This is a genomic window from Bacillus sp. 1A (assembly GCF_052682215.1).
In genome coordinates this window covers 5,890,617-5,911,616 of the sequence record NZ_JBQYLZ010000001.1, presented here as the reverse complement: position 1 = coordinate 5,911,616, position 21,000 = coordinate 5,890,617, and the positions used below count along the sequence as shown (strand labels likewise).

At 37.0% G+C, this 21,000-nt stretch carries 18 protein-coding genes; 11 read left to right on the top strand and 7 right to left on the bottom strand.

The features are described 5' to 3' along the window. Positions 1 to 97: 97 nt before the first annotated feature. From opp4A to glpT, 6 genes are all read right to left on the bottom strand, one after another. The gene (gene opp4A, locus ACUN0F_RS30335; protein WP_445540694.1) at positions 98 to 1,873 is read right to left on the bottom strand and encodes an oligopeptide ABC transporter substrate-binding protein; all 1,776 of its coding nucleotides are present in this window, start codon (positions 1,871 to 1,873) and stop codon (positions 98 to 100) included. Between the two features lie 12 nt (positions 1,874 to 1,885). Further along, positions 1,886 to 2,791 carry an ABC transporter permease gene (locus ACUN0F_RS30330; protein ID WP_327987975.1) on the bottom strand — a complete coding sequence of 302 codons (906 nt, stop codon included), beginning with the start codon at positions 2,789 to 2,791 and terminating at the stop codon, positions 1,886 to 1,888. A 17-nt stretch (positions 2,792 to 2,808) separates the two neighbouring features. Continuing rightward, the gene (gene opp4B, locus ACUN0F_RS30325; protein ID WP_088061882.1) at positions 2,809 to 3,774 is read right to left on the bottom strand and encodes an oligopeptide ABC transporter permease; all 966 of its coding nucleotides are present in this window, start codon (positions 3,772 to 3,774) and stop codon (positions 2,809 to 2,811) included. A 14-nt stretch (positions 3,775 to 3,788) separates the two neighbouring features. Beyond that, positions 3,789 to 4,715 carry an ABC transporter ATP-binding protein gene (locus tag ACUN0F_RS30320; RefSeq protein ID WP_001196372.1) on the bottom strand — a complete coding sequence of 309 codons (927 nt, stop codon included), beginning with the start codon at positions 4,713 to 4,715 and terminating at the stop codon, positions 3,789 to 3,791. After that, the gene (locus ACUN0F_RS30315) at positions 4,702 to 5,721 is read right to left on the bottom strand and encodes an ABC transporter ATP-binding protein (protein WP_000795363.1); all 1,020 of its coding nucleotides are present in this window, start codon (positions 5,719 to 5,721) and stop codon (positions 4,702 to 4,704) included. The genes ACUN0F_RS30320 and ACUN0F_RS30315 overlap by 14 nt, the downstream gene beginning before the upstream one ends. Positions 5,722 to 6,004: 283 nt before the next feature. Beyond that, positions 6,005 to 7,354 carry a glycerol-3-phosphate transporter gene (gene glpT / locus ACUN0F_RS30310; protein WP_060486986.1) on the bottom strand — a complete coding sequence of 450 codons (1,350 nt, stop codon included), beginning with the start codon at positions 7,352 to 7,354 and terminating at the stop codon, positions 6,005 to 6,007. A 272-nt stretch (positions 7,355 to 7,626) separates the two neighbouring features. Between glpT and ACUN0F_RS30305 the strand changes: the two genes are divergently transcribed. The 11 genes from ACUN0F_RS30305 to ACUN0F_RS30255 all read left to right on the top strand — a co-directional run bounded on the left by ACUN0F_RS30305 (position 7,627) and on the right by ACUN0F_RS30255 (position 19,722). Then, a complete protein-coding gene (locus ACUN0F_RS30305) occupies positions 7,627 to 8,085 on the top strand; it encodes a MarR family winged helix-turn-helix transcriptional regulator (RefSeq protein ID WP_193673787.1) in 459 nt (152 codons plus the stop codon). 19 nt (positions 8,086 to 8,104) lie between these two features. Beyond that, a complete protein-coding gene (locus tag ACUN0F_RS30300; RefSeq protein ID WP_445540693.1) occupies positions 8,105 to 9,718 on the top strand; it encodes an MDR family MFS transporter in 1,614 nt (537 codons plus the stop codon). Positions 9,719 to 9,856: 138 nt separating this feature from the next. Then, a complete protein-coding gene (rbsR, locus tag ACUN0F_RS30295) occupies positions 9,857 to 10,828 on the top strand; it encodes a ribose operon transcriptional repressor RbsR (RefSeq protein WP_029437473.1) in 972 nt (323 codons plus the stop codon). Positions 10,829 to 10,841: 13 nt separating this feature from the next. Next, entirely contained in the window at positions 10,842 to 11,738 is an 897-nt protein-coding gene (gene rbsK, locus ACUN0F_RS30290; RefSeq protein ID WP_445540692.1) for a ribokinase, read from the top strand. Beyond that, the gene (gene rbsD, locus ACUN0F_RS30285; RefSeq protein ID WP_000716164.1) at positions 11,735 to 12,130 is read left to right on the top strand and encodes a D-ribose pyranase; all 396 of its coding nucleotides are present in this window, start codon (positions 11,735 to 11,737) and stop codon (positions 12,128 to 12,130) included. The genes rbsK and rbsD overlap by 4 nt, the downstream gene beginning before the upstream one ends. A gap of 18 nt (positions 12,131 to 12,148) precedes the next feature. Next, entirely contained in the window at positions 12,149 to 13,633 is a 1,485-nt protein-coding gene (gene rbsA, locus ACUN0F_RS30280; protein WP_445540691.1) for a ribose ABC transporter ATP-binding protein RbsA, read from the top strand. A 2-nt stretch (positions 13,634 to 13,635) separates the two neighbouring features. Further along, positions 13,636 to 14,571, top strand: coding sequence for an ABC transporter permease subunit (locus tag ACUN0F_RS30275; protein WP_001074641.1), 936 nt, complete (start codon positions 13,636 to 13,638; stop codon positions 14,569 to 14,571). Positions 14,572 to 14,585: 14 nt separating this feature from the next. Beyond that, a complete protein-coding gene (gene rbsB, locus ACUN0F_RS30270; protein ID WP_000758990.1) occupies positions 14,586 to 15,512 on the top strand; it encodes a ribose ABC transporter substrate-binding protein RbsB in 927 nt (308 codons plus the stop codon). 34 nt (positions 15,513 to 15,546) lie between these two features. Next, complete coding sequence (fsa, locus tag ACUN0F_RS30265) at positions 15,547 to 16,194, top strand: fructose-6-phosphate aldolase (RefSeq protein WP_000667662.1); 648 nt, start codon at positions 15,547 to 15,549, stop codon at positions 16,192 to 16,194. 468 nt (positions 16,195 to 16,662) lie between these two features. Beyond that, on the top strand, positions 16,663 to 19,062 hold the full coding sequence (gene inhA2, locus ACUN0F_RS30260; protein WP_431098616.1) for a M6 family metalloprotease immune inhibitor InhA2: 2,400 nt from the start codon (positions 16,663 to 16,665) through the stop codon (positions 19,060 to 19,062). A gap of 318 nt (positions 19,063 to 19,380) precedes the next feature. Next, positions 19,381 to 19,722, top strand: coding sequence for a hypothetical protein (locus tag ACUN0F_RS30255; protein ID WP_000658670.1), 342 nt, complete (start codon positions 19,381 to 19,383; stop codon positions 19,720 to 19,722). 36 nt (positions 19,723 to 19,758) lie between these two features. Here the strand turns inward: ACUN0F_RS30255 and ACUN0F_RS30250 are convergent, their stop codons facing one another. Then, positions 19,759 to 20,937 (bottom strand): MFS transporter, encoded by a 1,179-nt coding sequence (locus ACUN0F_RS30250; RefSeq protein WP_076542427.1) that lies wholly within the window; start codon positions 20,935 to 20,937, stop codon positions 19,759 to 19,761. Positions 20,938 to 21,000 lie beyond the last annotated feature (63 nt).

The window sequence follows — 21,000 nt, the reverse complement described above, 5'->3', positions numbered from 1 at the left end:
TACAGTAGGAAAGGAATTGGTTGTTATTAATAGCGAGAGAAGGGTTATAAATAAAAAATAGCTCCTAGCATGTACCTCAGTGCTAGGAGCTATTTTCTTATTTCTCTGTTTCTGCTTTATCGCTTGTTACGCTAACTTTACCCCATTTGTATTGATCTTCTGGTGTATATTTATAATCTTTTACGCGATTATTTACACCTTTTAAATCAAATTTATAATGAAGTGGAATTAATGGTACTTCGTCATGAACTAATTTTTGCCATTTATCGTATACATCTTTACGGTACTTTTCATCAGCAGCTTCTGGAGAAATACCTTGTTTTAATAATTCTGTGTTTTTTTCAGTAGCCCAACGTGGGTAATTGAACGCTGTATCTTTAGCCCAAATACCAGAAGGATCTGGATCAGATGCAGTTCCCCAAGCGGCAGCGAAAAGATCAACTTTTGGATCATCTTTTTTAATCATATCGTAGAAGGAGTTGAATTCGTGTAAGCGACCATCAAGAAGTTCTACTTTTAGGCCGATGTCTTTCCAAGATTGAATAAAGAATTTTGCAAGTGGTTCACTTACATCGCTACCACTCATTGATAAGAAATTAGCTTTAAATTCTTTACCATTCGGATCTTCACGGAATCCATCTCCGTTCGTATCTTTATAGCCAGCTTCATCTAATAACTTTTTAGCTTTTTCTACATCTTTATCATAGGCACCAACTTTATTGTTATGATATTTTGGTAGAGATGGTGGGATTGGTGAGTTAGCTGGATAACGTAGGCCATGATATAATTTTTCACCAATTTCTTTTCTATCAATAGCATAAGCCATTGCTTGACGTACACGAACATCTTTAAATTTCTCCTTATCCATCACTACTTCTTCTTTTTCTTTATCCATATGGCCTAACTTAAAGCCGATATAGCTATAGTATAAATCGGTTTTACCGACTAATTGTGCATTTTTTAATTTACTTACATTTGGATACTGATCTGCACTTACTTCAGCAATGTCAATATCACCATTTTTTAAGGACGCGTTAACAACGGAAGGGTTAACAACTTTTAAAACCATGCTTTTCAGCTTTGGTTTTCCGCCATAATAGTCATCAAAACGTTCAAATTCAACGGATTCTCCAGGAGTAATTTTCTTCACTTTAAAAGGTCCGAAACCAATTGGGTTTTTACGGATTTTATCAGACTCTGCTAATTTATCGATTGGTACATCTCCTAAGTATTTTTTATGAAGAGGATATGCCCAAAGTCCAGTTTTCACTGAAGGATTCGGTTCTTTAAACGTAATCGAAATTGTTTTTGGATCCGTTACCTTGATACCTGAAATTTTTTCGGCTTTTCCATTGTGGTAATCTTCCATACCTTCAATCATTTGCATTTGAGTGTCATAGCGAGAACCAGCATATTGTTTGCTACCAATTACTAGATAAGAGTATTCTAAATCCTCAGCAGTAACAGGGTTTCCATCATGCCATTTTACATTATCTTTAATTTTTAGTGTAATTGTCTTTTTATCTTTAGAAATTTCATATGTAGCAGCACCATCATTCGTGTATTCCCAGTTTTCGTCATTTGATAATAAAGATTCATCAAAAATTGTAATGACCTGGTTATCAGGATCTCCTTCATATACAGCGAAGTTCAAAAGTCCTTCAAATGGTGTGTTAGAAACAAGACCATATGTTAATGAACCATCTTTAATTTCCTTTTTATCATTTTTAACAGATGCACTAAATTTATTTGTATCTACTTTTTTTGTGCTGCTCGTTTTTTCACTACCACCACTGCCCCCACATGCTGAAAGTAGTAATGTTGAAACTGCAAGTGTACTTAATACTTTGAAAAACTTTGGCTTATTTGTCATTTCTTCCACCCCTTATCCTTTTCTTTGTCTTGCGTCGGCCGAACGGCGTAGCGCTTGACCAATAAAATTTATACACAGCATCAATGTTAAAATCATGATTGATGCGGGTAACCAAATCCACCATTTCTCTTGTAATACATCTGGATTTCTAGCATAACTAACAAGTGTACCAAGGCTTGGTGTACTTTCTGGTAGACCAAATCCTAAGAAGGTTAGACCAGATTCAATACCGATGTTTCCAGCAAGGTTTAATGTAACGCTAACAATGATAATGGAACTTAAGTTAGGTAGTACTTGGAAAAGAATGATCTTCCAGTTTGGTGTTCCTAAAGTTTTTGATGCAGAGACATAATCGAGTTCTTTTTCAGTTAATACTTTTGAGCGAATTAATCTTGCCTTTCCTGTCCATAAGAACACGCTCATAATTAAAATGAAAGTGAAGATATTGAATGTAGGAACAAGTGTAATAAATACAATTACAAGCATTAAAAATGGTAAAACCATAACAAAGTCGATAATGCGCATAATGATATTATCAATTGCTCCTCCAAAATAACCGGCAATTAATCCAATTGAAAGGCCAATTACACAAGAAAGAATAGTAATTGCTAATCCAATTGTAAAGGAGTTACGTGTACCAATAATAAGTTGGCCGAAAATGTCGCGTCCTCCGTAATCTGTTCCTAACCAATGTTCAGCAGAGGGAGGAGCATAAATAGCGAATAAATCAACTCGTACAATATCTTCTTGTTTCATAATAAAAGATGTTGCGTAGACTGCTACTAATAAGATTGCTAGGAAAATAAGTGAAAACATTGCTAATTTATCTTTACGAAGTTCTCGCCACATAATAGAGAAACCAGAAGGGCTTTTTTCGTAATGAATAACTTCAGTTTGTTTTTCAGGGTTTGCTAACATAACGTCATCTCCTTTCTTTAATCAATACGAATACGTGGATCGACGATGCTTAGAATAATATCTGAAAGGAGAGTTCCAAGTAACGTTGCAAATCCAGTAAACATAACGAGTGCAGTTATTACACTAAAATCACGCTGAGAGATAGATTGTATAAATAGTTGTCCAATTCCTGGATAGCTAAAAATACTTTCTAAAAAGATGGCACCGCCAACTAATCCTGTAATTTCATAGCCTAAGAAGGCTGCAATTGGTAAGAATGAATTTCGTAAAATATGTCTAGAATAGATTTTTGATTCTGGAACACCTTTTGCTCTTACTGTACGCACAAAATCTTTATGTTTCGTATCAATAATTTCGCTTCGTAAATATTGAACCGTACCAACTGTCGCAATTAATGCACCAGATAAAGCTGGTAATAGCATGTGATTCAATTTGCTTAAATAGTAAGCAAATGTACCTGTTGCAACTTGAGGATCAACGCTACCGCCGGTTGGGAATATTGCAAACTTAAATCCGAATAGGAAGAGCATAATTAATGCAAATATAAATAGTGGTGTAGCAAAACCTAGATAGTTGTAAATGGTAATGAGTCGATCAGCCCATGTATCATTCCACCGCCCACTTATAACTCCTAGTGGTATGGCAATTAAATAGGTAAGGATAAGAATAACAAGTGCTAAAGATACTGTATTTCCAAGTCGTTCTCCAATTAAATCGGTTACTTTCATTTTATGTGCATAGGAAATACCGAAGTCACCTTGGGCTGCATTTTTAATCCAGCGAACATATTGTGTTGCAACTGGGTCATTTAATCCAAGCTTTTCACGTTGTTCTTCAATCACTTTTGGATCCGCTTTTGGATTCATTGCTCTGCCGGTTAAGGCATCGCCTGGCATTGCCTTAGCTAATAGAAAGACAAGTACACTTAACACGAATAATTGCGGGATCATCACTAAAAATCTCCGTAATATAAACTTCCACATGTTTTATCACTCCCTTATGGTAATGCCACCCGGTGCGTTGGCGAGATTGCTTTTAAGTCATAAGCACGACCGTTTTCATTGAAATAATTTTCGTATGATTTCTCGTATTCAGAGCTTACTTGTTGACGGAGCTTACGCTGTCTCTCTCTGTTTTCAGGACGAATATCAGGAATTGCTGATATTAGGCGCTTCGTATAAATATGTTGCGGATTACTATAAATTTCTGCACTAGTTGCTTCTTCGACAATGCGTCCGCGATACATAACACCGATACGATCACACATATGACGAATTACACCTAAATCATGACTAATGAATAAGTATGTTAGTCCGAGCTCAGCTTGTAAATCTTGCAAGAAGTTTAATACTTGTGCTTGTACAGAGACGTCAAGCGCAGATACTGGCTCATCAGCAATAATAAGCTTCGGTTTTAATGTAAGAGCACGTGCAATACCAATCCGCTGCCTTTGCCCGCCGGAAAATTCATGTGGATATTTATAAATTGACTCTGGATTTAGACCAACTTTATCAAGATATTCTTGAACCGCTCTACGTTCTTCATCAGGTGAGAGCTTCTCAAAATTTCGAAGAGGCTCAGCAATAATGTCGAGAACACGTTTCTTCGGATTTAATGATGAATAAGGATCTTGGAAAATCATTTGAATATCTTTTCGTTGTTCACGTAGCTCGGAGCGACTTAATTTTGTTAAATCTCTATTATTAAAATGAATGCTACCCTCTGTTGCTTTCGTTAAATGCATAATTGCTTTACCCGTTGTTGATTTGCCACTTCCAGATTCACCAACGATCCCGTATGTTTCACCCGGTTGTAATTCAAAACTTACACCATCGACAGCACGCACGTAATCTAATGTGCGGCCGAAGAAACCACCTTTAATTGGAAAATGTACTTTTAAATCTTCTACTTTAAGCAGTGCCATGAGCTACGTCATCTCCTTTCTTATCTTGGAAGTTGAAATGCTTGTAGCAAGTACAACGTACCCAATGGTCTGGTTTTACTTCATGTAAAATTGGATTTTCCTCGTGTTGATCAGGTCTAATCCATGGAATTCGAGCTTGGAAGCGACAACCTGTGCGAGGAAGCTTCGCTAACGAAGGAACGACCCCTTGAATTACATGCAATTTTTCTTTTTCACCATACGCAGATGGAATGGAGTTTAATAGAGAACGAGTATATGGGTGAAGAGGGTTGTTAAAAATCTCTTCAACTTTTCCTGTCTCTACAACTTGTCCAGCGTACATAACGACGATACGATCTGCTGTTTCTGCGACAACACTTAAATCATGAGTAATTAAAATGATGCCCATTTTCGTTTGTTCTTGAATAGATTTTAGTAAGTCTAAAATTTGTGCTTGGATGGTTACGTCAAGAGCCGTTGTTGGCTCATCCGCAATAATGAGTGCTGGGTTACAAGCAATTGCAATTGCGATAACAATTCTTTGTCTCATTCCGCCAGATAATTCGTGTGGGTATTGTTTATATGTAAGTTCTGGTTTTGGAATACCAACTTGATGAAGTAGTTCTAAGGTGCGTTCTTTTTTTTCAACTTTTGAAAGGCTTGTGTGGTAGTCTAAGTTTTCTTCGATTTGTTTTCCAACTGTCATAAGAGGATCGAGTGCTGTAAGAGGTTCTTGGAAAATCATACCGATGTTTGATCCGCGTACTTTATTCATCTCTGCGGCTGACATAGTTAGTAGATCCTTATCTCTATAGTTAAGCTGCCCTTGTAATTTTGTATTTGCTTCATTATGCAGTCGCATAATAGAAAGGGCAAGTGCACTTTTTCCGCAACCTGATTCACCAACTATCGCGACAATTTCATTTTCATGGACAGTTAACGAAACATCATCAACTGCGGCATGATAGTGATCTTGTATGCGAAAGGAAGTCTGTAAGTTTTCAATGCGAAGAAGTGGATTCTTCATGGCTATCCCTCCATCTTTTCTGAAAAGACTAAATATTTTGTATGTTGTTGTTATTTTAATATAAATTGACAATGTTTGACAAGCATAAGTTGAGAAAATATTCAAAAATCTTTTTATACAGAGATTGAATGCTGTTATATAAGGGATTGAAGTTAGTTGAAAACGCTAACATATAAAAAGAGGAGAATAAATCTTTTGTAAGAAAAAAGATTTATATGTAGAAAAAAGAGAGGTGTTCTGGAAAGAACAGCCTCTCTTTTTTTGATAAGAATAATATTAGTACTTAAGCTTGTTTTGGTTTTGCAGATCCTGTCTTTAAAGTAAGAGCAAGGAAGAACATTGCAAGTACACAAGATACAAGTAATAAGATGAATCCGCCATCCCATCCGAATGCATCTACGATAAAGCCCATAGCTGCGCTAGCAAAAGTAGCTCCACCTAGGTAACCGAAGAACCCAGTTAAACCAGCGGCAGTTCCAGCAGCTTTTTTTGGTGCTAAGTCTAGTGCGTGTAGGCCGATTAACATAACAGGTCCGTAAATTAAAAATCCAATCGCGACAAGTGCGATACTATCAACCATTGGATTACCAGGAGGGTTTAGCCAGTAAACAAGAACGGCGATAAATACACCAACCATAAATAAAATACCAGCAGGTGCGCGGCGCCCTTTAAATAGTTTATCACTCATCCATCCGCAAAGAAGTGTACCTGGAATACCAGCCCATTCATATAGAGCGTAAGCTGTACGGGAGCTACTATGAGTGAAACTTTTTTCCTCTACTAAATAGGTAGGAGCCCAGTCTACAACGCCGTAACGTACGAAATAAACGAAAACGTTCGCGATAGCGATGTACCATAAAAATTTATTGTTTAGTACGTATGTAAATAAAATTTCTTTTACTGAAAGTTCGCGTTCTCGATCTTTTACTTTTTCATCTGATGGATATTCTCCAGTATGTTCTTCGATAGAAGGTAATCCACAAGATTGAGGTGTATCTCTCATCGTAATTAATACATAAATACCAACTAAAATTGAAAGAATACCTGGGAAGTAAAAAATACTCTTCCAGTCATTTGCGAAGAAGTATAAGCCTAATGTCACAAGAGAAGGCATAAGCGCGCCACCGACATTATGAGCAACGTTCCAAATAGACATTTTTGTACCACGTTCACTAATAGAGAACCAGTGAACCATCGTACGACCACAAGGAGGCCATCCCATACCTTGTACCCATCCATTTAAAAACTGAAGGACAAACATAAGTATAATGCTCGTTGTAATGAAAGAAAATGAGCCGAAAATAATATTAATGATACCTGATAAAAATAGCCCAGCTGCTAAAAAGTAGCGAGGATTACAACGGTCGGATACGATACCCATAAGAAATTTACTTAATCCGTAAGCGATAGATACTGCTGAAAGGATAACCCCAAGTTCCCCTTTACTAAAGCCTTGTTCGATTAAGTATGGCATCGCTAGTGAAAAGTTTTTTCGAACAAAGTAGTAACCTGCGTAGCCGATGAAGATACCTAAGAATACTTGTAAACGTAATTTACGGTATTCGCTATCAACGCGATCAGCTGGTAAGCGTTCCGCGTGGGGCGCAGGCTTAAATAATTGTGTGAAAAACATAAAATGAAAATCCTCCCCTAATGAATTCGAAATGTTGTAAGTCAGAGAGAATATAAAAAGGCCATGAAATATAAAAAAGTTTCCTTTTTTATGATTCATAGCCGTATACTCCAATTCTCCGTGACTGTCAATATTAACTTCGTCGAAAATTATACAACTTTGTGGCAGAAATGTAAACGTTTTTATAAATAAAAAGTGTTGACGGATTTTGTTTGTGGTATTAATATTTAAATACGTTAAATATTTTATTACTTAAATAAGAGGTGGATAACATGCCAAATGATATGACGCATATCGATAAAATTCAAGCTCTTGCCTTTTCGATTGGAAAGAAAATGCAGACGGAGTTATTAGAACAAATGCAAGCAACAGGACTTACACCACCGCAGTTTTATATTTTAAAGATTTTAGATCATTATGGTGCTTCAAGAGCGACAAAATTAGCAAAAAAGATGTATGTAAAGCCTAGTGCAATTACAGTGATGATTGATCGCCTAATTGACCAAGAGCTTGTAGAACGCTATCACGACAAAGATGACCGTCGTGTTGTCATCATTGAGTTAACAAAAAAGGGAAAAGCTAGAGTAGAAGAGGCAATGACCGCTCGTAATGAGCATATTGCAAAATACTTCTCACACTTAGAATTACAAGAGAGGGAAGATTTGTTACGCCTCTTTGAAAAGCTAGAAACAATTATTTGCGGGACACAAGAGAAAAAAGAGAAAAACTAAGAGGAATTGAGGAGATTACATGGAGCAACAAGAAAATCAGAATAGAAAGTTGTTGTTAATCGGCTTAGTAATCGCAATGCTATTTGCTGCATTGGACGGAACAATCGTTGGTACAGCAATGCCGCGTATCGTCGGTGAACTAGGCGGATTAAGTTTAATGACGTGGTTAACAACAGCTTATATGTTAACATCAACGACAGTTGTACCAATTGCAGGTAAATTAGCGGATTTACTTGGCCGTCGTAACGTATATATTACAGGACTAGTTATCTTTATGGTTGGTTCAGCGTTATGTGGTATGGCAAACGGTATGACAGAATTAATTATTTTCCGTGGTATTCAAGGTCTTGGTGGCGGTATTATGATGCCAATGGCTATGATTATTATCGGAGATATGTTTACGGGAAAAGAACGTGCGAAATGGCAAGGTATTTTTGGTGCGTTATACGGTCTTGCTTCTGTAATTGGACCACAAGTTGGTGGTTGGATTGTAGACGCAGTGGACTGGAGATGGGTATTCTATATTAACTTACCAGTTGGTATTTTAGCAACAATCTTTATTGCAATGGGATTAAAAGCACATAAACAAACAGGACCAATTAAAATTGATATCGCTGGAATCTTCACGATGATTCTCGGTGTTGTAAGTTTATTACTTGCATTAACGTTTGGCGGAAAAGACTATCCATGGGATTCTTGGCAAATTATCGGTTTATTTGCATTAGCTCTAATTGGTATTATTAGCTTTGTTATTGTTGAAACGAAGGCTGAAGAACCAATTTTACCGATGCACTTCTTTAAAAACCGCACATTTACACTACTGAATGCGATCGGTTTCTTTATGAGTATCGGAATGTTTGGAGCAATTATGTTCGTACCGTTCTTTATGCAAGGAATTGTAGGCGTAAGTGCTGCTGAATCAGGAACGATTATGACACCGATGATGATCACAATGATCGTTATGAGTATTATCGGTGGTCAACTTGTATTAAAAGTTGGTGTGAAACCACAAATTATTACAGGGATGCTTATTATGGCTAGTGGTTTCTGGTTATTAACAACGATGGATATGCACACAACTAAGCTTACCGCTACTTCTTATATGATGATTATCGGTTTAGGAATGGGCCTTGTTATGCCGATATTAACATTAGCATTACAAGAAAGCTTCCCGAAAAAAGATCTTGGTGTTGTAACATCATCAAGTCAATTCTTCCGTCAAATCGGTGGAACGTTTGGGATTACAATTTTAGGGTCAATTATGAATAACACTTCAGGTACAACATTAACAAAGAATTTAGTACCTGTATTAGATACGTTCCCGAAAGAAGCGGGACAAATGGTAACGAAATTTAAAGATATGATTCATACAGATCCACAAAGTTTATATTCTATGCTATTTAGTCCAGAGGCTTTAAAACAAATGCCAGAAGCATTTTCTAATAGCATCGTACCGGTTTTGAAAAGTTCTTTAGTAGATTCGCTGCATACTGTATTTTTAACAGGATTAGTATTTATCGTAGTAGGTGCAATCTTTACGATTTTCTTACAGAAGATTAAACTATCAGATCGTAAAAAAAGCGCTGAAGAGCCTGCTGCACAGGAAAAAGAACAAACTGTATCATATTCGTAATGAAAAAGCATCGCCTTATGGCGATGCTTTTTTTGAGTATAACCTTAAAAGCTTTTTCGTGAGAAATGATTGACGTATTTCTAGAAATACGTTATATTGTTTTCTGTAAACGGTTACATGGGATGGAGAGGAAAGAGAATGAGTACGATTAAAGACGTTGCAAAATTAGCGGGAGTATCTGTGGCGACCGTTTCCAGAGTGTTAAATAAAAATGGATATGTTCATGAAGATACATTAAAGAAAGTAGAACGAGCGATTGAGATGCTAGATTATAAACCTAGTACAGTAGCGCGTTCATTGTATAATAAAAAATCACGTTTAATTGGCTTAGTTGTTCCAAATATCGTGAATCCATTCTTTCCAGAAGTTGCACGTGCCGTAGAAGATGTAGCGCATAAGCAAGGATACACAGTTGTCCTTTGTAACTCTGATGAGAGTTTAGAGAAAGAAAAGCAATATATTGATGTACTTAGGCAAAATAATGTGGATGGATTTATTGTAGCAACGAATCCACAAAATAGTGTTAATTACATGAAGTTGTCTGTTCCAGTTGTTGCAATTGACCGTATGTTTAATGAGCGTATCCCTACTGTATATGCAGATAACTATGCAGGGAGTCAGGCAGCGACAAAGCTATTAATAGATAAAGGCTGTAAACATATTGCACATATTCGCGGACCGCGTGATGTAAGCACTGCTAATGAACGTTTTGAAGGTTTTGTAGACGTTATTACGCAAAATAATCTTTCTTATATGATTGCAGAGAGTACATTTGATCCAGCTAATAGTGAGCGTGTAGCAGTGGAATTATTAGAAGAATACCCACATATTGATGGAATTGTTGCTGGAAATGATTTAATCGCAATAGGTATTGTAAAGGCTGCACTCCAAAAGGGGATTTCTATTCCAGATGATTTACAAATTATCGGATTCGATGGAATTTCTTTAACAGAAATGATGTATCCATCTATTACAACTGTTGCACAGCCAATTTATGAAATGGGGAAAATTGCAACAGAGCTGTTATTAGAGCAGATGGAAGGAAACGTATTAGAAGAGAAACACTATCGTTTACCGATTGAAATTATAGAACGAAATACAACGAAGTAAGGAGATGAGACAGATGCCAAATATTGCAGTGGTAGGTAGTATTTCAATGGACTTAGTGGCTGTTTCAAAAAAACGTCCGAAAGCAGGAGAAACAGTAATTGGTGAAGCATTTCATACAATCCCAGGAGGGAAAGGAGCCAACCAGGCAGTTGCTGCAGCTAGATTAGGCGCAAATGTAGCGATGGTTGGAGCGGTTGGAAACGATAATTATGGAACTGTAGTTAGGAACAATTTAGAGAACGAACGCGTTTTTATCGACTATGTGGTACCGGTTACAGATACGGCGACAGGAATTGCTCATATCGTTTTAGCAGAAGAGGATAACAGTATTGTTGTCGTGCAAGGGGCGAATGCTCTTGTCAATGAGTCGGTTGTAGATCGTTCAAAAGATCTTCTTATAAAAGCAGATATGGTTGTTCTTCAACTAGAGATTCCACTTGAAACAGTAAAATACGTATTAGCTATTTGTGAGGAACACAAAATCCCGGTTATGCTAAATCCAGCGCCAGCACAAGTGTTATCAGAAGATGTTTTAGAAAAGGCAACTTATATTACACCAAATGAACATGAGTGCCGCATCGTATTAGATGATTTCATATCGCCAATTGAAGATTTACTGGCTAAATATCCAAATAAACTATTGATGACAGAAGGTTCTAAAGGTGTTCGTTTCCATAATGGTACGGAGATTGTACATGTTCCTAGCATCGCTGTTGATGTAATAGATACGACTGGAGCTGGTGATACATTCAATGGTGCATTAGCAGTTGCGCTTTCTGAAGGAGAAACACTTCAAAAAGCAATTCGTTTTGCGAATATTGCTGGTGGCCTTTCTGTAACGAAACTTGGAGCACAGGGCGGTATGCCAACAAGAGATAGAGTACGTGAAGTACAGGTGATTGTCGGATGAAAAAGCACGGTGTATTAAACAGTGAGATTGCATCAGTCCTTGCTTCACTTGGACATACAGATACGATTGTAATTGCAGACTGCGGGTTACCAATTCCTGACGGAGTAAAACGAATTGATTTAGCTGTTGAGATTGGAAAACCTAGCTTTTTAGACGTATTGCAAGTGGTATCTGATGATATGGCAATTGAAAAAGTAACGTTAGCAGAAGAAGTCATTAACAATAATGCGGAAGTAAATAAAGAAATCGAGCTGAAATTAATAGAGCCAGCGTTTGAATATGTATCGCATGAACAATTTAAAGAGCACACGAAGAAAGCGAAAGCAATTATTCGTACAGGAGAGGCTACTCCTTATGCCAATGTAATTTTACATGCAGGCGTGATTTTTTAATAAAAGGAAGTGATGGGAATGCGTATTGAAATGAAAAATATTTCAAAGGCGTTCAATGGCAATCCTGTTTTGAAGCATGCACAGTTTATGATTGAAACAGGGGAAGTCCATGCATTGATGGGGGAAAATGGAGCGGGTAAATCAACGCTCATGAAGATTTTAACAGGTGTATACAAAAAAGATGGTGGAACAATCACGATTGATGGACAAGAACGAACTTTTAAAAATGCGAAAGAAGCAGAAGAGTACGGTATTGCATTTATACATCAAGAATTGAACATATTATCGAACTTAACAGTAGCTGAAAATATGTTTCTCGGTAAAGAGTTAATGTATGGGAAGACAGGTATTTTACGTACGCGTCAAATGAACGCGATTGCGCAGCAGCAACTAGCGGAGTTAGGGTTACATGTAAAAGGCGCTATGTTGGCAGGAGAGTTATCGGTTGGACAACAGCAAATTATCGAAATTGCGAAAGCGTTAATGACAAACGCGAGCGTTATTATTATGGATGAACCTACAGCTGCATTAACAGATCGCGAAATTGAAACGTTGTTTACTGTCATTAATAAATTACGTAAAGAAGGTGTTTCGTTCGTTTATATCTCACACCGAATGGAAGAAATTTTTTCAATATGTGATGCCATTACGATTTTACGTGATGGGGAATACGTAGGAAAGAGACTTATTCCGGAAACATCATTTGATGAAGTAGTGAGTATGATGGTGGGGCGCAGCATTGGTGAACGTTACCCAGAGCGAAATAGTCAAATTGGCGATGTCATTTTTGAGATGCGTAACGGAACGAAAAAAGGGAAGTTTGAAAATGTTTCGTTTCAAGTGAGAAAAGGTGAGATCCTTGGTGTTGCTGGCTTGATGGGAGCTGGCCGTACAGATATTATGAAAGCGATATTTGGATATGAACCTTTAGATTCTGGCCAAATTTTTATAAATGGACAAAAAGTAAAGATTGATAGTCCGATAGATGCGATTAGACAAAGAATAGCTTTTATTACAGAGGATAGAAAATCTGAAGGGTTAGTTTTAGATTTCTCAATTCGAGAAAATTTAGCTTTACCAAATTTAGAAAGTCTTTCAAAGGGAAGTGTCCTTAGTAATGAACTAGAACAACAGTTTACAGCGGATATGATGAAACTTCTTAATGTGAAAGCAGCTAGTGGAGAGCAAGCGGTGAAATCTCTTTCTGGTGGAAATCAGCAAAAGGTTGTTATTGCAAAATGGCTAGGTATCCACCCGCAGCTACTCATTTTAGATGAGCCAACAAGGGGTGTCGATGTTGGAGCGAAAAAAGAAATTTACTCTATTATGAATAAGCTTACCGAGCAAGGCGATGCCGTTATTATGGTATCATCTGAGCTTCCAGAAGTTTTAGGAATGAGTGATCGCGTTCTTGTTATTCATGAAGGCAAAGTTGGCGGCATTTTAGGGAAAGATGCGGCATCACAAGAGTCTATTATGGCACTAGCTACAGGGGGAGAGTAAGGATGGCTAAGAAGGGGAATGTATTACAACAACTCGGTTCTTTAATCGGTTTAGTATTAATTATCGTCGTAATTACAGCTTTAAATCCAGCATTTATTGAGATTCCAAATTTATTTAATATACTGCGTCAAGTATCGATTAATGCGCTTATTGCATTCGGAATGACCTTTGTAATTTTAACAGGGGGTATTGACTTATCGGTAGGTTCTATTTTAGCATTATCAAGTGCACTTGTTGCTGGAATGATGGCAAGTGGCATGGACCCGTTCCTTGCGATGGCAGTTGGATTATTAGCTGGTCTTGTAATGGGGATTGTAAACGGTATCATCATAGCGAAGGGAAAAGTAGCTCCATTTATTGCAACTTTAGCAACAATGACTATTTTTCGTGGGTTGACGCTTGTTTATATGGACGGACGTCCGATCACTGGTCTTGGTGATCATTTAATGTTCCAAATGTTTGGCCGCGGTTATTTTCTCGGTATTCCGGTACCAGCTGTTACAATGATGATCGCTTTCGCAGTACTTTACTTCATTTTGAAGAAAACGACATTTGGTCGCCGTACATTTGCAATTGGTGGAAATGAAGAAGCAGCAGCATTATCAGGTATTAATGTTACGAGAATTAAAGTAATGATTTATGGTCTTTCCGGAATTTTGGCAGCGCTTGCAGGCATTGTCTTAACATCACGACTAGATTCTGCACAGCCGACTGCAGGTACTTCTTACGAACTAGATGCAATTGCAGCAGTTGTATTAGGTGGAACAAGTCTTTCTGGGGGAAGAGGTTGGATTGTTGGTACATTCATCGGTGTACTTATTATCGGTGTACTAAATAACGGTTTAAATTTATTAGGTGTATCTTCTTTCTTCCAACAAGTTGTAAAAGGACTTGTAATCTTACTAGCTGTATTAATTGATCGTCGAAAAGAAGCGTAATGGAGGGACAGTTCATGAAGAAATGGTTACTTATACTCGTTGCATGTATTATGGTCATTACTGCTGGTTGTTCAATGGAACCACCAGAATGGGCAAAGGATTCTAGCGATAAAGGTCGAAATAAAACTATTAAAGTTGGATTCTCTGTTTCAACTTTAAACAATCCATTTTTTGTGACTTTGAAAAAAGGGGCAGAAAAGAAAGCGAAAGAAAGCGGCATTGAATTGATTGCTGTTGATGCACAAAATGATGCAGCAAAGCAAACGAACGATGTTGAAGATTTAATTCAAAAAGGTGTCGATGTAGTTGTTATTAATCCAACCGATTCAGATGCTGTTGCTTCAGCAGTAAGTGCGGCAAATGCAGCGAATGTCCCTGTTATTACTGTAGACCGCGTTGCAAATTCAGGTAAAGTTGTTTCTCACATTGCCTCTAATAATATTGAAGGTGGTCAAATGGCTAGTGATTACATTCGTGAATTAGTTGGCGGGGGAGCAAATGTTGCTGAATTAGAAGGAATCCCTGGCTCTTCTGCTGCTCGTGAGCGCGGGAAAGGATTCCATAACGTAGCGGATAAGTCTTTAAAAGTAGTTGCCAAACAAGCAGCTGATTTTGATAGAGCAAAAGGATTATCTGTTATGGAAAACATTTTGCAAGCAAATGGTGATATTAAAGCTGTGTTTGCGCATAACGACGAAATGGCATTAGGGGCACTTGAAGCATTGAAGTCTGCTGGAAAAACAGATGTAGTCGTTGTTGGTTTTGATGCAACAGAAGATGCTGTAAAAGCGGTTAACGATGGGCGTATGGCTGCAACAGTTGCTCAAAAACCGGAATTAATCGGGGAGAAGGCGATGCAAACAGCAAAAGAGATAACACAAGGTAAAAAAGTGGACAAATCTATTCCGATTGAATTAGAGCTTATTAAGAAAAACAAATAAATATAAAATGAAAATCAGGAAGGAAGAATAACAAATGAAATTCTTTATTGATACAGCAAACATTAACGAAATTAAAGAGGCAAATGCATTAGGCGTATTAGCTGGAGTAACGACAAATCCATCACTTGTAGCAAAAGAAGGTGTAGATTTCCACGAGCGTATTCGTGAAATTTGCAACGTTGTAGAAGGACCTGTAAGTGCAGAAGTAATTAGCTTAGAAGCTGATAAAATGATCGAAGAAGGAAAAGAGTTAGCGAAAATTGCTCCAAACGTTGTTGTAAAAGTTCCAATGACAACAGAAGGTTTAAAAGCAGTAAAAGCATTCTCTGACTTAGGAATTCGTACAAACGTTACATTAGTATTCTCAGCAGTTCAAGCATTACTTGCAGCTCGTGCTGGTGCCACATACGTTTCACCATTCTTAGGTCGCTTAGACGATATCGGTCATAACGGTATGGACCTAATCCGTCAAATCGCAGAAATCTTTGCAATTCACGGTATTGAAACAGAAATCATTGCAGCATCTGTACGTCACAGTGTTCACGTAACAGAAGCAGCATTAAACGGTTCACATATTGCAACAATCCCAGCAAACGTAATTGCTTCATTAGTGAAGCACCCATTAACAGATCAAGGAATTGAGAAGTTCTTAGCTGATTGGGAAAAAACACAAGAGAAATAATAGAAAATCAAGAATCCTAGTTTAATTGACTAGGGTTCTTTTTTTATTTGAAAGAATTTTCATGCAATTTTGCATATTATCTTTTAAATTTGTTATATAAGCTATTTAATATATATCAAATCACTTTTTATTTTTCATATTTCGACATAAAAAGGTAGAGGTTCTGACCAAAAAACTGGAGGGGCATGATTCTATAACAGAAAGCTTAACGTTTATAGAATTATGCCTTTTTGTCCCGCATTAACGGTCAGTAAGATTCCCACCTCAAAATTCAGCTAGAGCAAAGAAGTTAGGTGGGAAATCAACTGCCCGTAAATGCCCGATTGGTTCAACTAATAATCAGTGGGGATGGACAAACTCCCCACTGATTAAAGTTTCACTGTATATAGGGAGGGCAGAAAGTAGGGATTTCGATTTAAACGCACTAATTTATCTGAATTTTAAGTTTTATAAAAGGAGAGAAATAGAATGAGAAGAAAAACGCCATTTAAAGTGTTGTCATCATTAGCAATTGCGGCAATTATCGGATGCACATCTGTCATGAGTACTCCGCTAGCATACGCAGAAACGCCAGCAAAAGAGAAAGAAAATGTATCTACAACACCAATTGATTACAATTTAATTCAAGAGGATCGTTTAGCGGAAGCGTTGAAAGAAAGAGGAACAATTAATCCAGCATCTTCTAAAGAAGAGACGAAAAAAGCTGTAGAAAAGTATATTGAAAAGAAACAAGGCGATCAGGCAAATAAAGAAATTCTTCCAGCGGATACTGCTAAAGAGGCATCTGATTTCGTGAAAAAAGTAAAAGAGAAGAAAATGGAGGAAAAGGAGAAAGTAAAGAAACCTGAAAAAAATGTTAGTCCTGAGCAAAAACCAGAACCAAATAAAAAGCAATTGAATGGACAAGTCCCAACTTCTAAAGCAAAGCAAGCGCCATATAAAGGGTCTGTTCGAACTGATAAAGTATTAGTATTACTCGTTGAATTTAGTGATTATAAACATAATAATATTGATCAAACACCAGGGTATATGTATTCGAATGACTTTAGTAGAGAGCATTATCAAAAAATGTTATTTGGTAATGAACCGTACACATTATTTGATGGTTCAAAAGTAAAAACGTTTAAACAATATTATGAAGAGCAGTCTGGTGGAAGTTATACGACAGATGGATATGTAACGGAATGGCTAACTGTTCCAGGAAAAGCGTCTGACTACGGTGCTGATGGTAGTAGTGGTCACGATAATAAAGGACCAAAAGGCGCACGTGATTTAGTGAAAGAAGCTTTACATGCAGCTGCTGAGAAAGGGTTAGATTTATCTCAATTTGATCAATTCGATAGATATGATACAAATGGTGATGGAAATCAAAATGAACCTGATGGTGTAATTGATCATTTAATGGTAATCCATGCTGGTGTTGGTCAAGAAGCTGGTGGCGGTAAATTAGGTGATGATGCAATTTGGTCACATCGTTCAAAATTAGCAATAGATCCAGTAGCGGTTGAGGGTACAAAATCAAAGGTAGATTACTTTGGTGGAAAAGTAGCGGCACATGATTATACAATTGAACCAGAAGATGGAGCAGTAGGTGTATTTGCGCATGAATTTGGACATGATCTTGGCTTACCAGATGAATATGACACGAAATATACTGGAACTGGTTCACCTGTCGAAGCGTGGTCATTAATGAGTGGAGGTAGTTGGACAGGGAAAATTGCAGGAACAGAGCCAACTAGTTTCTCACCACAAAATAAAGACTTCTTACAAAAGAATATGGGCGGCAACTGGGCAAAAATTTTAGAAGTAGATTACGATAAAATTAAGCGTGGAGTAGGAATTCCTACATATATTGATCAAAGTGTTACGAAATCCAATCGTCCAGGCGTTGTACGTGTTAACTTACCGGGTAAGAGTGTTGAAACGATTAAACCGGAGTTTGGAAAGCATGCATATTATAGTACAAGAGGAGATGATATGCATACAACACTAGAGACACCATTCTTTGATTTAACAAAAGGAACAAATGCAAAATTCGATTATAAAGCAAATTATGAGTTAGAAGCAGAGTGCGATTTTGTGGAAGTGCATGCAGTAACAGAAGATGGAACGAAAACGTTAATTGATAGACTTGGAGAAAAAGTAGTCCAAGAAGATAAAGATACAACAGATGGAAAATGGATGGATAAATCATATGATTTAAGTCAATTTAAAGGGAAAAAAGTGAAACTGCAATTCGATTATATTACAGATCCAGCTGTAACATATAAAGGTTTCGCGATGGATAATGTAAATGTAACTGTTGATGGACAAGTTGTATTTTCTGATGATACAGAAGGACAGGCTAAAATGAATTTAAATGGTTTTGTTGTTTCTGATGGGACAGAAAAGAAAGCTCATTATTACTACTTAGAGTGGAGAAACTATGCGGGATCAGATAATGGATTAAAAGCAGGAAAAGGTCCAGTATATAATACAGGTCTTGTCGTTTGGTATGCAGATGATAGCTTCAAAGATAACTGGGTTGGGGTGCATCCAGGTGAAGGATTCCTTGGTGTTGTGGATTCGCATCCAGAGGCATTTGTTGGCAATTTAAACGGAAGACCAACTTACGGTAATACAGGTATGCAAATTGCAGATGCAGCATTTTCATTTGATCAAACACCAGCATGGAGTGCAAATTCATTAACACGTGGACAGTTTAACTATTCTGGATTACAAGGTGTTACAACTTTTGATGATTCAAAAGCATATAGTAACAAACAAATTGCAGATGCAGGAAGAAAAGTTCCAAACCTTGGACTTAAATTCCAAGTTGTTGGACAGGCAGAGGATAAATCGGCAGGCGCTGTTTGGATTAAACGTTAATAACATAAAAGCACATTCTTCATATGAAGAGTGTGCTTTTCAATTTGTACAGTAAGTTATTATTTTAGTTTATGTAATACAAGTGTCTGTTCATATGTAGTGTATCAAATTATGTGGGGAAAGGAAATATTTCCGAGGAAATTGTCGAAGTATCGTTGGTATTTATACACTTTTTTTGTAAAAAAAGAACTGCAGTATTGCCTTTACAGTTTAATTTATTTACATTGTTACTTGGCTATATACAAAAGTAATATATTCGGCAATAAAAGAGCACTATTGGATAGTGCTCTTTTTTATGGATAGAAAGGAGTGAGCTAAATGAAAGAAATAATTGAATGTCCACAGTGTGAAGGGAATATTACTACGCAACATATTATTGATCTCCCGCATCCTTTTTCATTCAGATGTCCACACTGTAAGGTGAAATTAAAAGAAATGCGGATCACACCATGCTTAATATTAGCGGCAATTTGTATCATTCCAGTGCTTATTATGATTGGAGAGAGTATTAAGGAATTACTAGTAAAATATTTTTCTATTATAGACGATGTACCAACTGTACTTATTTTCTTCTTATTTTGTTATCCATTGTATTATCTCTATGAAAAATATAATGCCATATTGTTTATTAAATACGGCTTATTGAAAGTTAAAAGTTGAATAGGAGTTTATCATTAAAAAAAGACAATGATGGAATTAACCCATCATTGTCTTTTTTACTTTGCTTTTTGCTTTACTTTTTATTTTGCTTCTTACATAAATCATTCCAGCGAATGTTAATAAAAATGCAGTTCCGATAACGAAGCTGACGCTAGGGGATGCCCCGATTGCACCAACTGTAAAGGATCCAGCAACAACTCCTAATGAGAAGAAAGCATAAAACAATCCGAATGCTTTTCCGCGCTTATCATCTGTCGTATTTTCAACAAGTAATGCATTTATCGATGGGAAAAGGATAGCGAATCCAATGCCATAAATCATCATAACGATAAAGAGCATACCTTTTGTTGCGAATAATCCAAGTAATGATAACGCAAATGCCATTACTGCAATACCAATTAGCATGAGTTTTGAACGATTAAATCGATCATAAATACGGTTTGTTGGCAGCAAGAAGAAGAGGATAGCGGTAATGCCGAATACACTTAACATCATGCCTGTTGTAGATGCTTTAAGTGCTAATGCCTCAACTTTCACTGGTAGCATATAAGTGACAATTCCTTGTGAAAACATTAGCGTGAAAGCACCAATATATGCTTGCAATAACGGTTCTGATTTCAATAGTTCAATCATATCTTCTTTGTTCATCATTTGTGTTCTTGAAGTATCTTTTCTTGATACGTTATTTGGTAAGAAGAATAGAGATACGATTGTACCAAGGACCATTAAAATAGAAATGGTAATGAACACCCACTCTATACCAGCAGTTGCTTTCATAATTCCACTGAAAGCCGGTCCTACAATTGCCGCCGTTCCAACAGCAGCACCAGATAGAGCCATTGCCTTACCTTGTCTTGCTGCATTTGTTTGTTTTGATAAAAACGTAAAGGCAGCAGGAATTAAAAATCCGTCACTAAAGCCGTGCATAAAGCGCACAACTAATAGTTGTTCACCACTTTGAACAACGGTGTATAACAAGACTATGAAACTCGTAAGTCCCATGCTTATATAAAGTATTTTTTTTGCACCAAATTTATCGACAGCAGCGCCAGCAATAATATTACCGATCATATTAGCGAATGAGTACATACCGACAACTAGCCCAATAATAAGAGGGGATCCTCCAAGACTTTGAGCGAACGTACTCATAATAGGTAATTGTGAAAATGTATCTAGAAACGCTACGATAACAATAAAGTAAATAAAATATTTCAAGCGATATTCACCTCTCCTATGCTATTATGGCATAATGCTAATTTCAACCGCAATGAAATTAGC

Bases quoted from the DNA above. Each gene is read 5' to 3' on its own strand.
- inhA2 (WP_431098616.1), top strand. From the start codon at position 16,663: ATGAGAAGAAAAACGCCATTTAAAGTGTTGTCATCATTAGCAATTGCG.
- opp4A (WP_445540694.1), bottom strand. From the start codon at position 1,873: ATGACAAATAAGCCAAAGTTTTTCAAAGTATTAAGTACACTTGCAGTT.
- rbsR (WP_029437473.1), top strand. From the start codon at position 9,857: ATGAGTACGATTAAAGACGTTGCAAAATTAGCGGGAGTATCTGTGGCG.
- rbsD (WP_000716164.1), top strand. From the start codon at position 11,735: ATGAAAAAGCACGGTGTATTAAACAGTGAGATTGCATCAGTCCTTGCT.
- rbsA (WP_445540691.1), top strand. From the start codon at position 12,149: ATGCGTATTGAAATGAAAAATATTTCAAAGGCGTTCAATGGCAATCCT.
- ACUN0F_RS30320 (WP_001196372.1), bottom strand. From the start codon at position 4,715: ATGGCACTGCTTAAAGTAGAAGATTTAAAAGTACATTTTCCAATTAAA.
- ACUN0F_RS30300 (WP_445540693.1), top strand. From the start codon at position 8,105: ATGGAGCAACAAGAAAATCAGAATAGAAAGTTGTTGTTAATCGGCTTA.
- ACUN0F_RS30330 (WP_327987975.1), bottom strand. From the start codon at position 2,791: ATGTTAGCAAACCCTGAAAAACAAACTGAAGTTATTCATTACGAAAAA.
- ACUN0F_RS30315 (WP_000795363.1), bottom strand. From the start codon at position 5,721: ATGAAGAATCCACTTCTTCGCATTGAAAACTTACAGACTTCCTTTCGC.
- fsa (WP_000667662.1), top strand. From the start codon at position 15,547: ATGAAATTCTTTATTGATACAGCAAACATTAACGAAATTAAAGAGGCA.
- ACUN0F_RS30305 (WP_193673787.1), top strand. From the start codon at position 7,627: ATGCCAAATGATATGACGCATATCGATAAAATTCAAGCTCTTGCCTTT.
- ACUN0F_RS30255 (WP_000658670.1), top strand. From the start codon at position 19,381: ATGAAAGAAATAATTGAATGTCCACAGTGTGAAGGGAATATTACTACG.
- rbsB (WP_000758990.1), top strand. From the start codon at position 14,586: ATGAAGAAATGGTTACTTATACTCGTTGCATGTATTATGGTCATTACT.
- rbsK (WP_445540692.1), top strand. From the start codon at position 10,842: ATGCCAAATATTGCAGTGGTAGGTAGTATTTCAATGGACTTAGTGGCT.
- glpT (WP_060486986.1), bottom strand. From the start codon at position 7,354: ATGTTTTTCACACAATTATTTAAGCCTGCGCCCCACGCGGAACGCTTA.
- ACUN0F_RS30275 (WP_001074641.1), top strand. From the start codon at position 13,636: ATGGCTAAGAAGGGGAATGTATTACAACAACTCGGTTCTTTAATCGGT.
- opp4B (WP_088061882.1), bottom strand. From the start codon at position 3,774: ATGTGGAAGTTTATATTACGGAGATTTTTAGTGATGATCCCGCAATTA.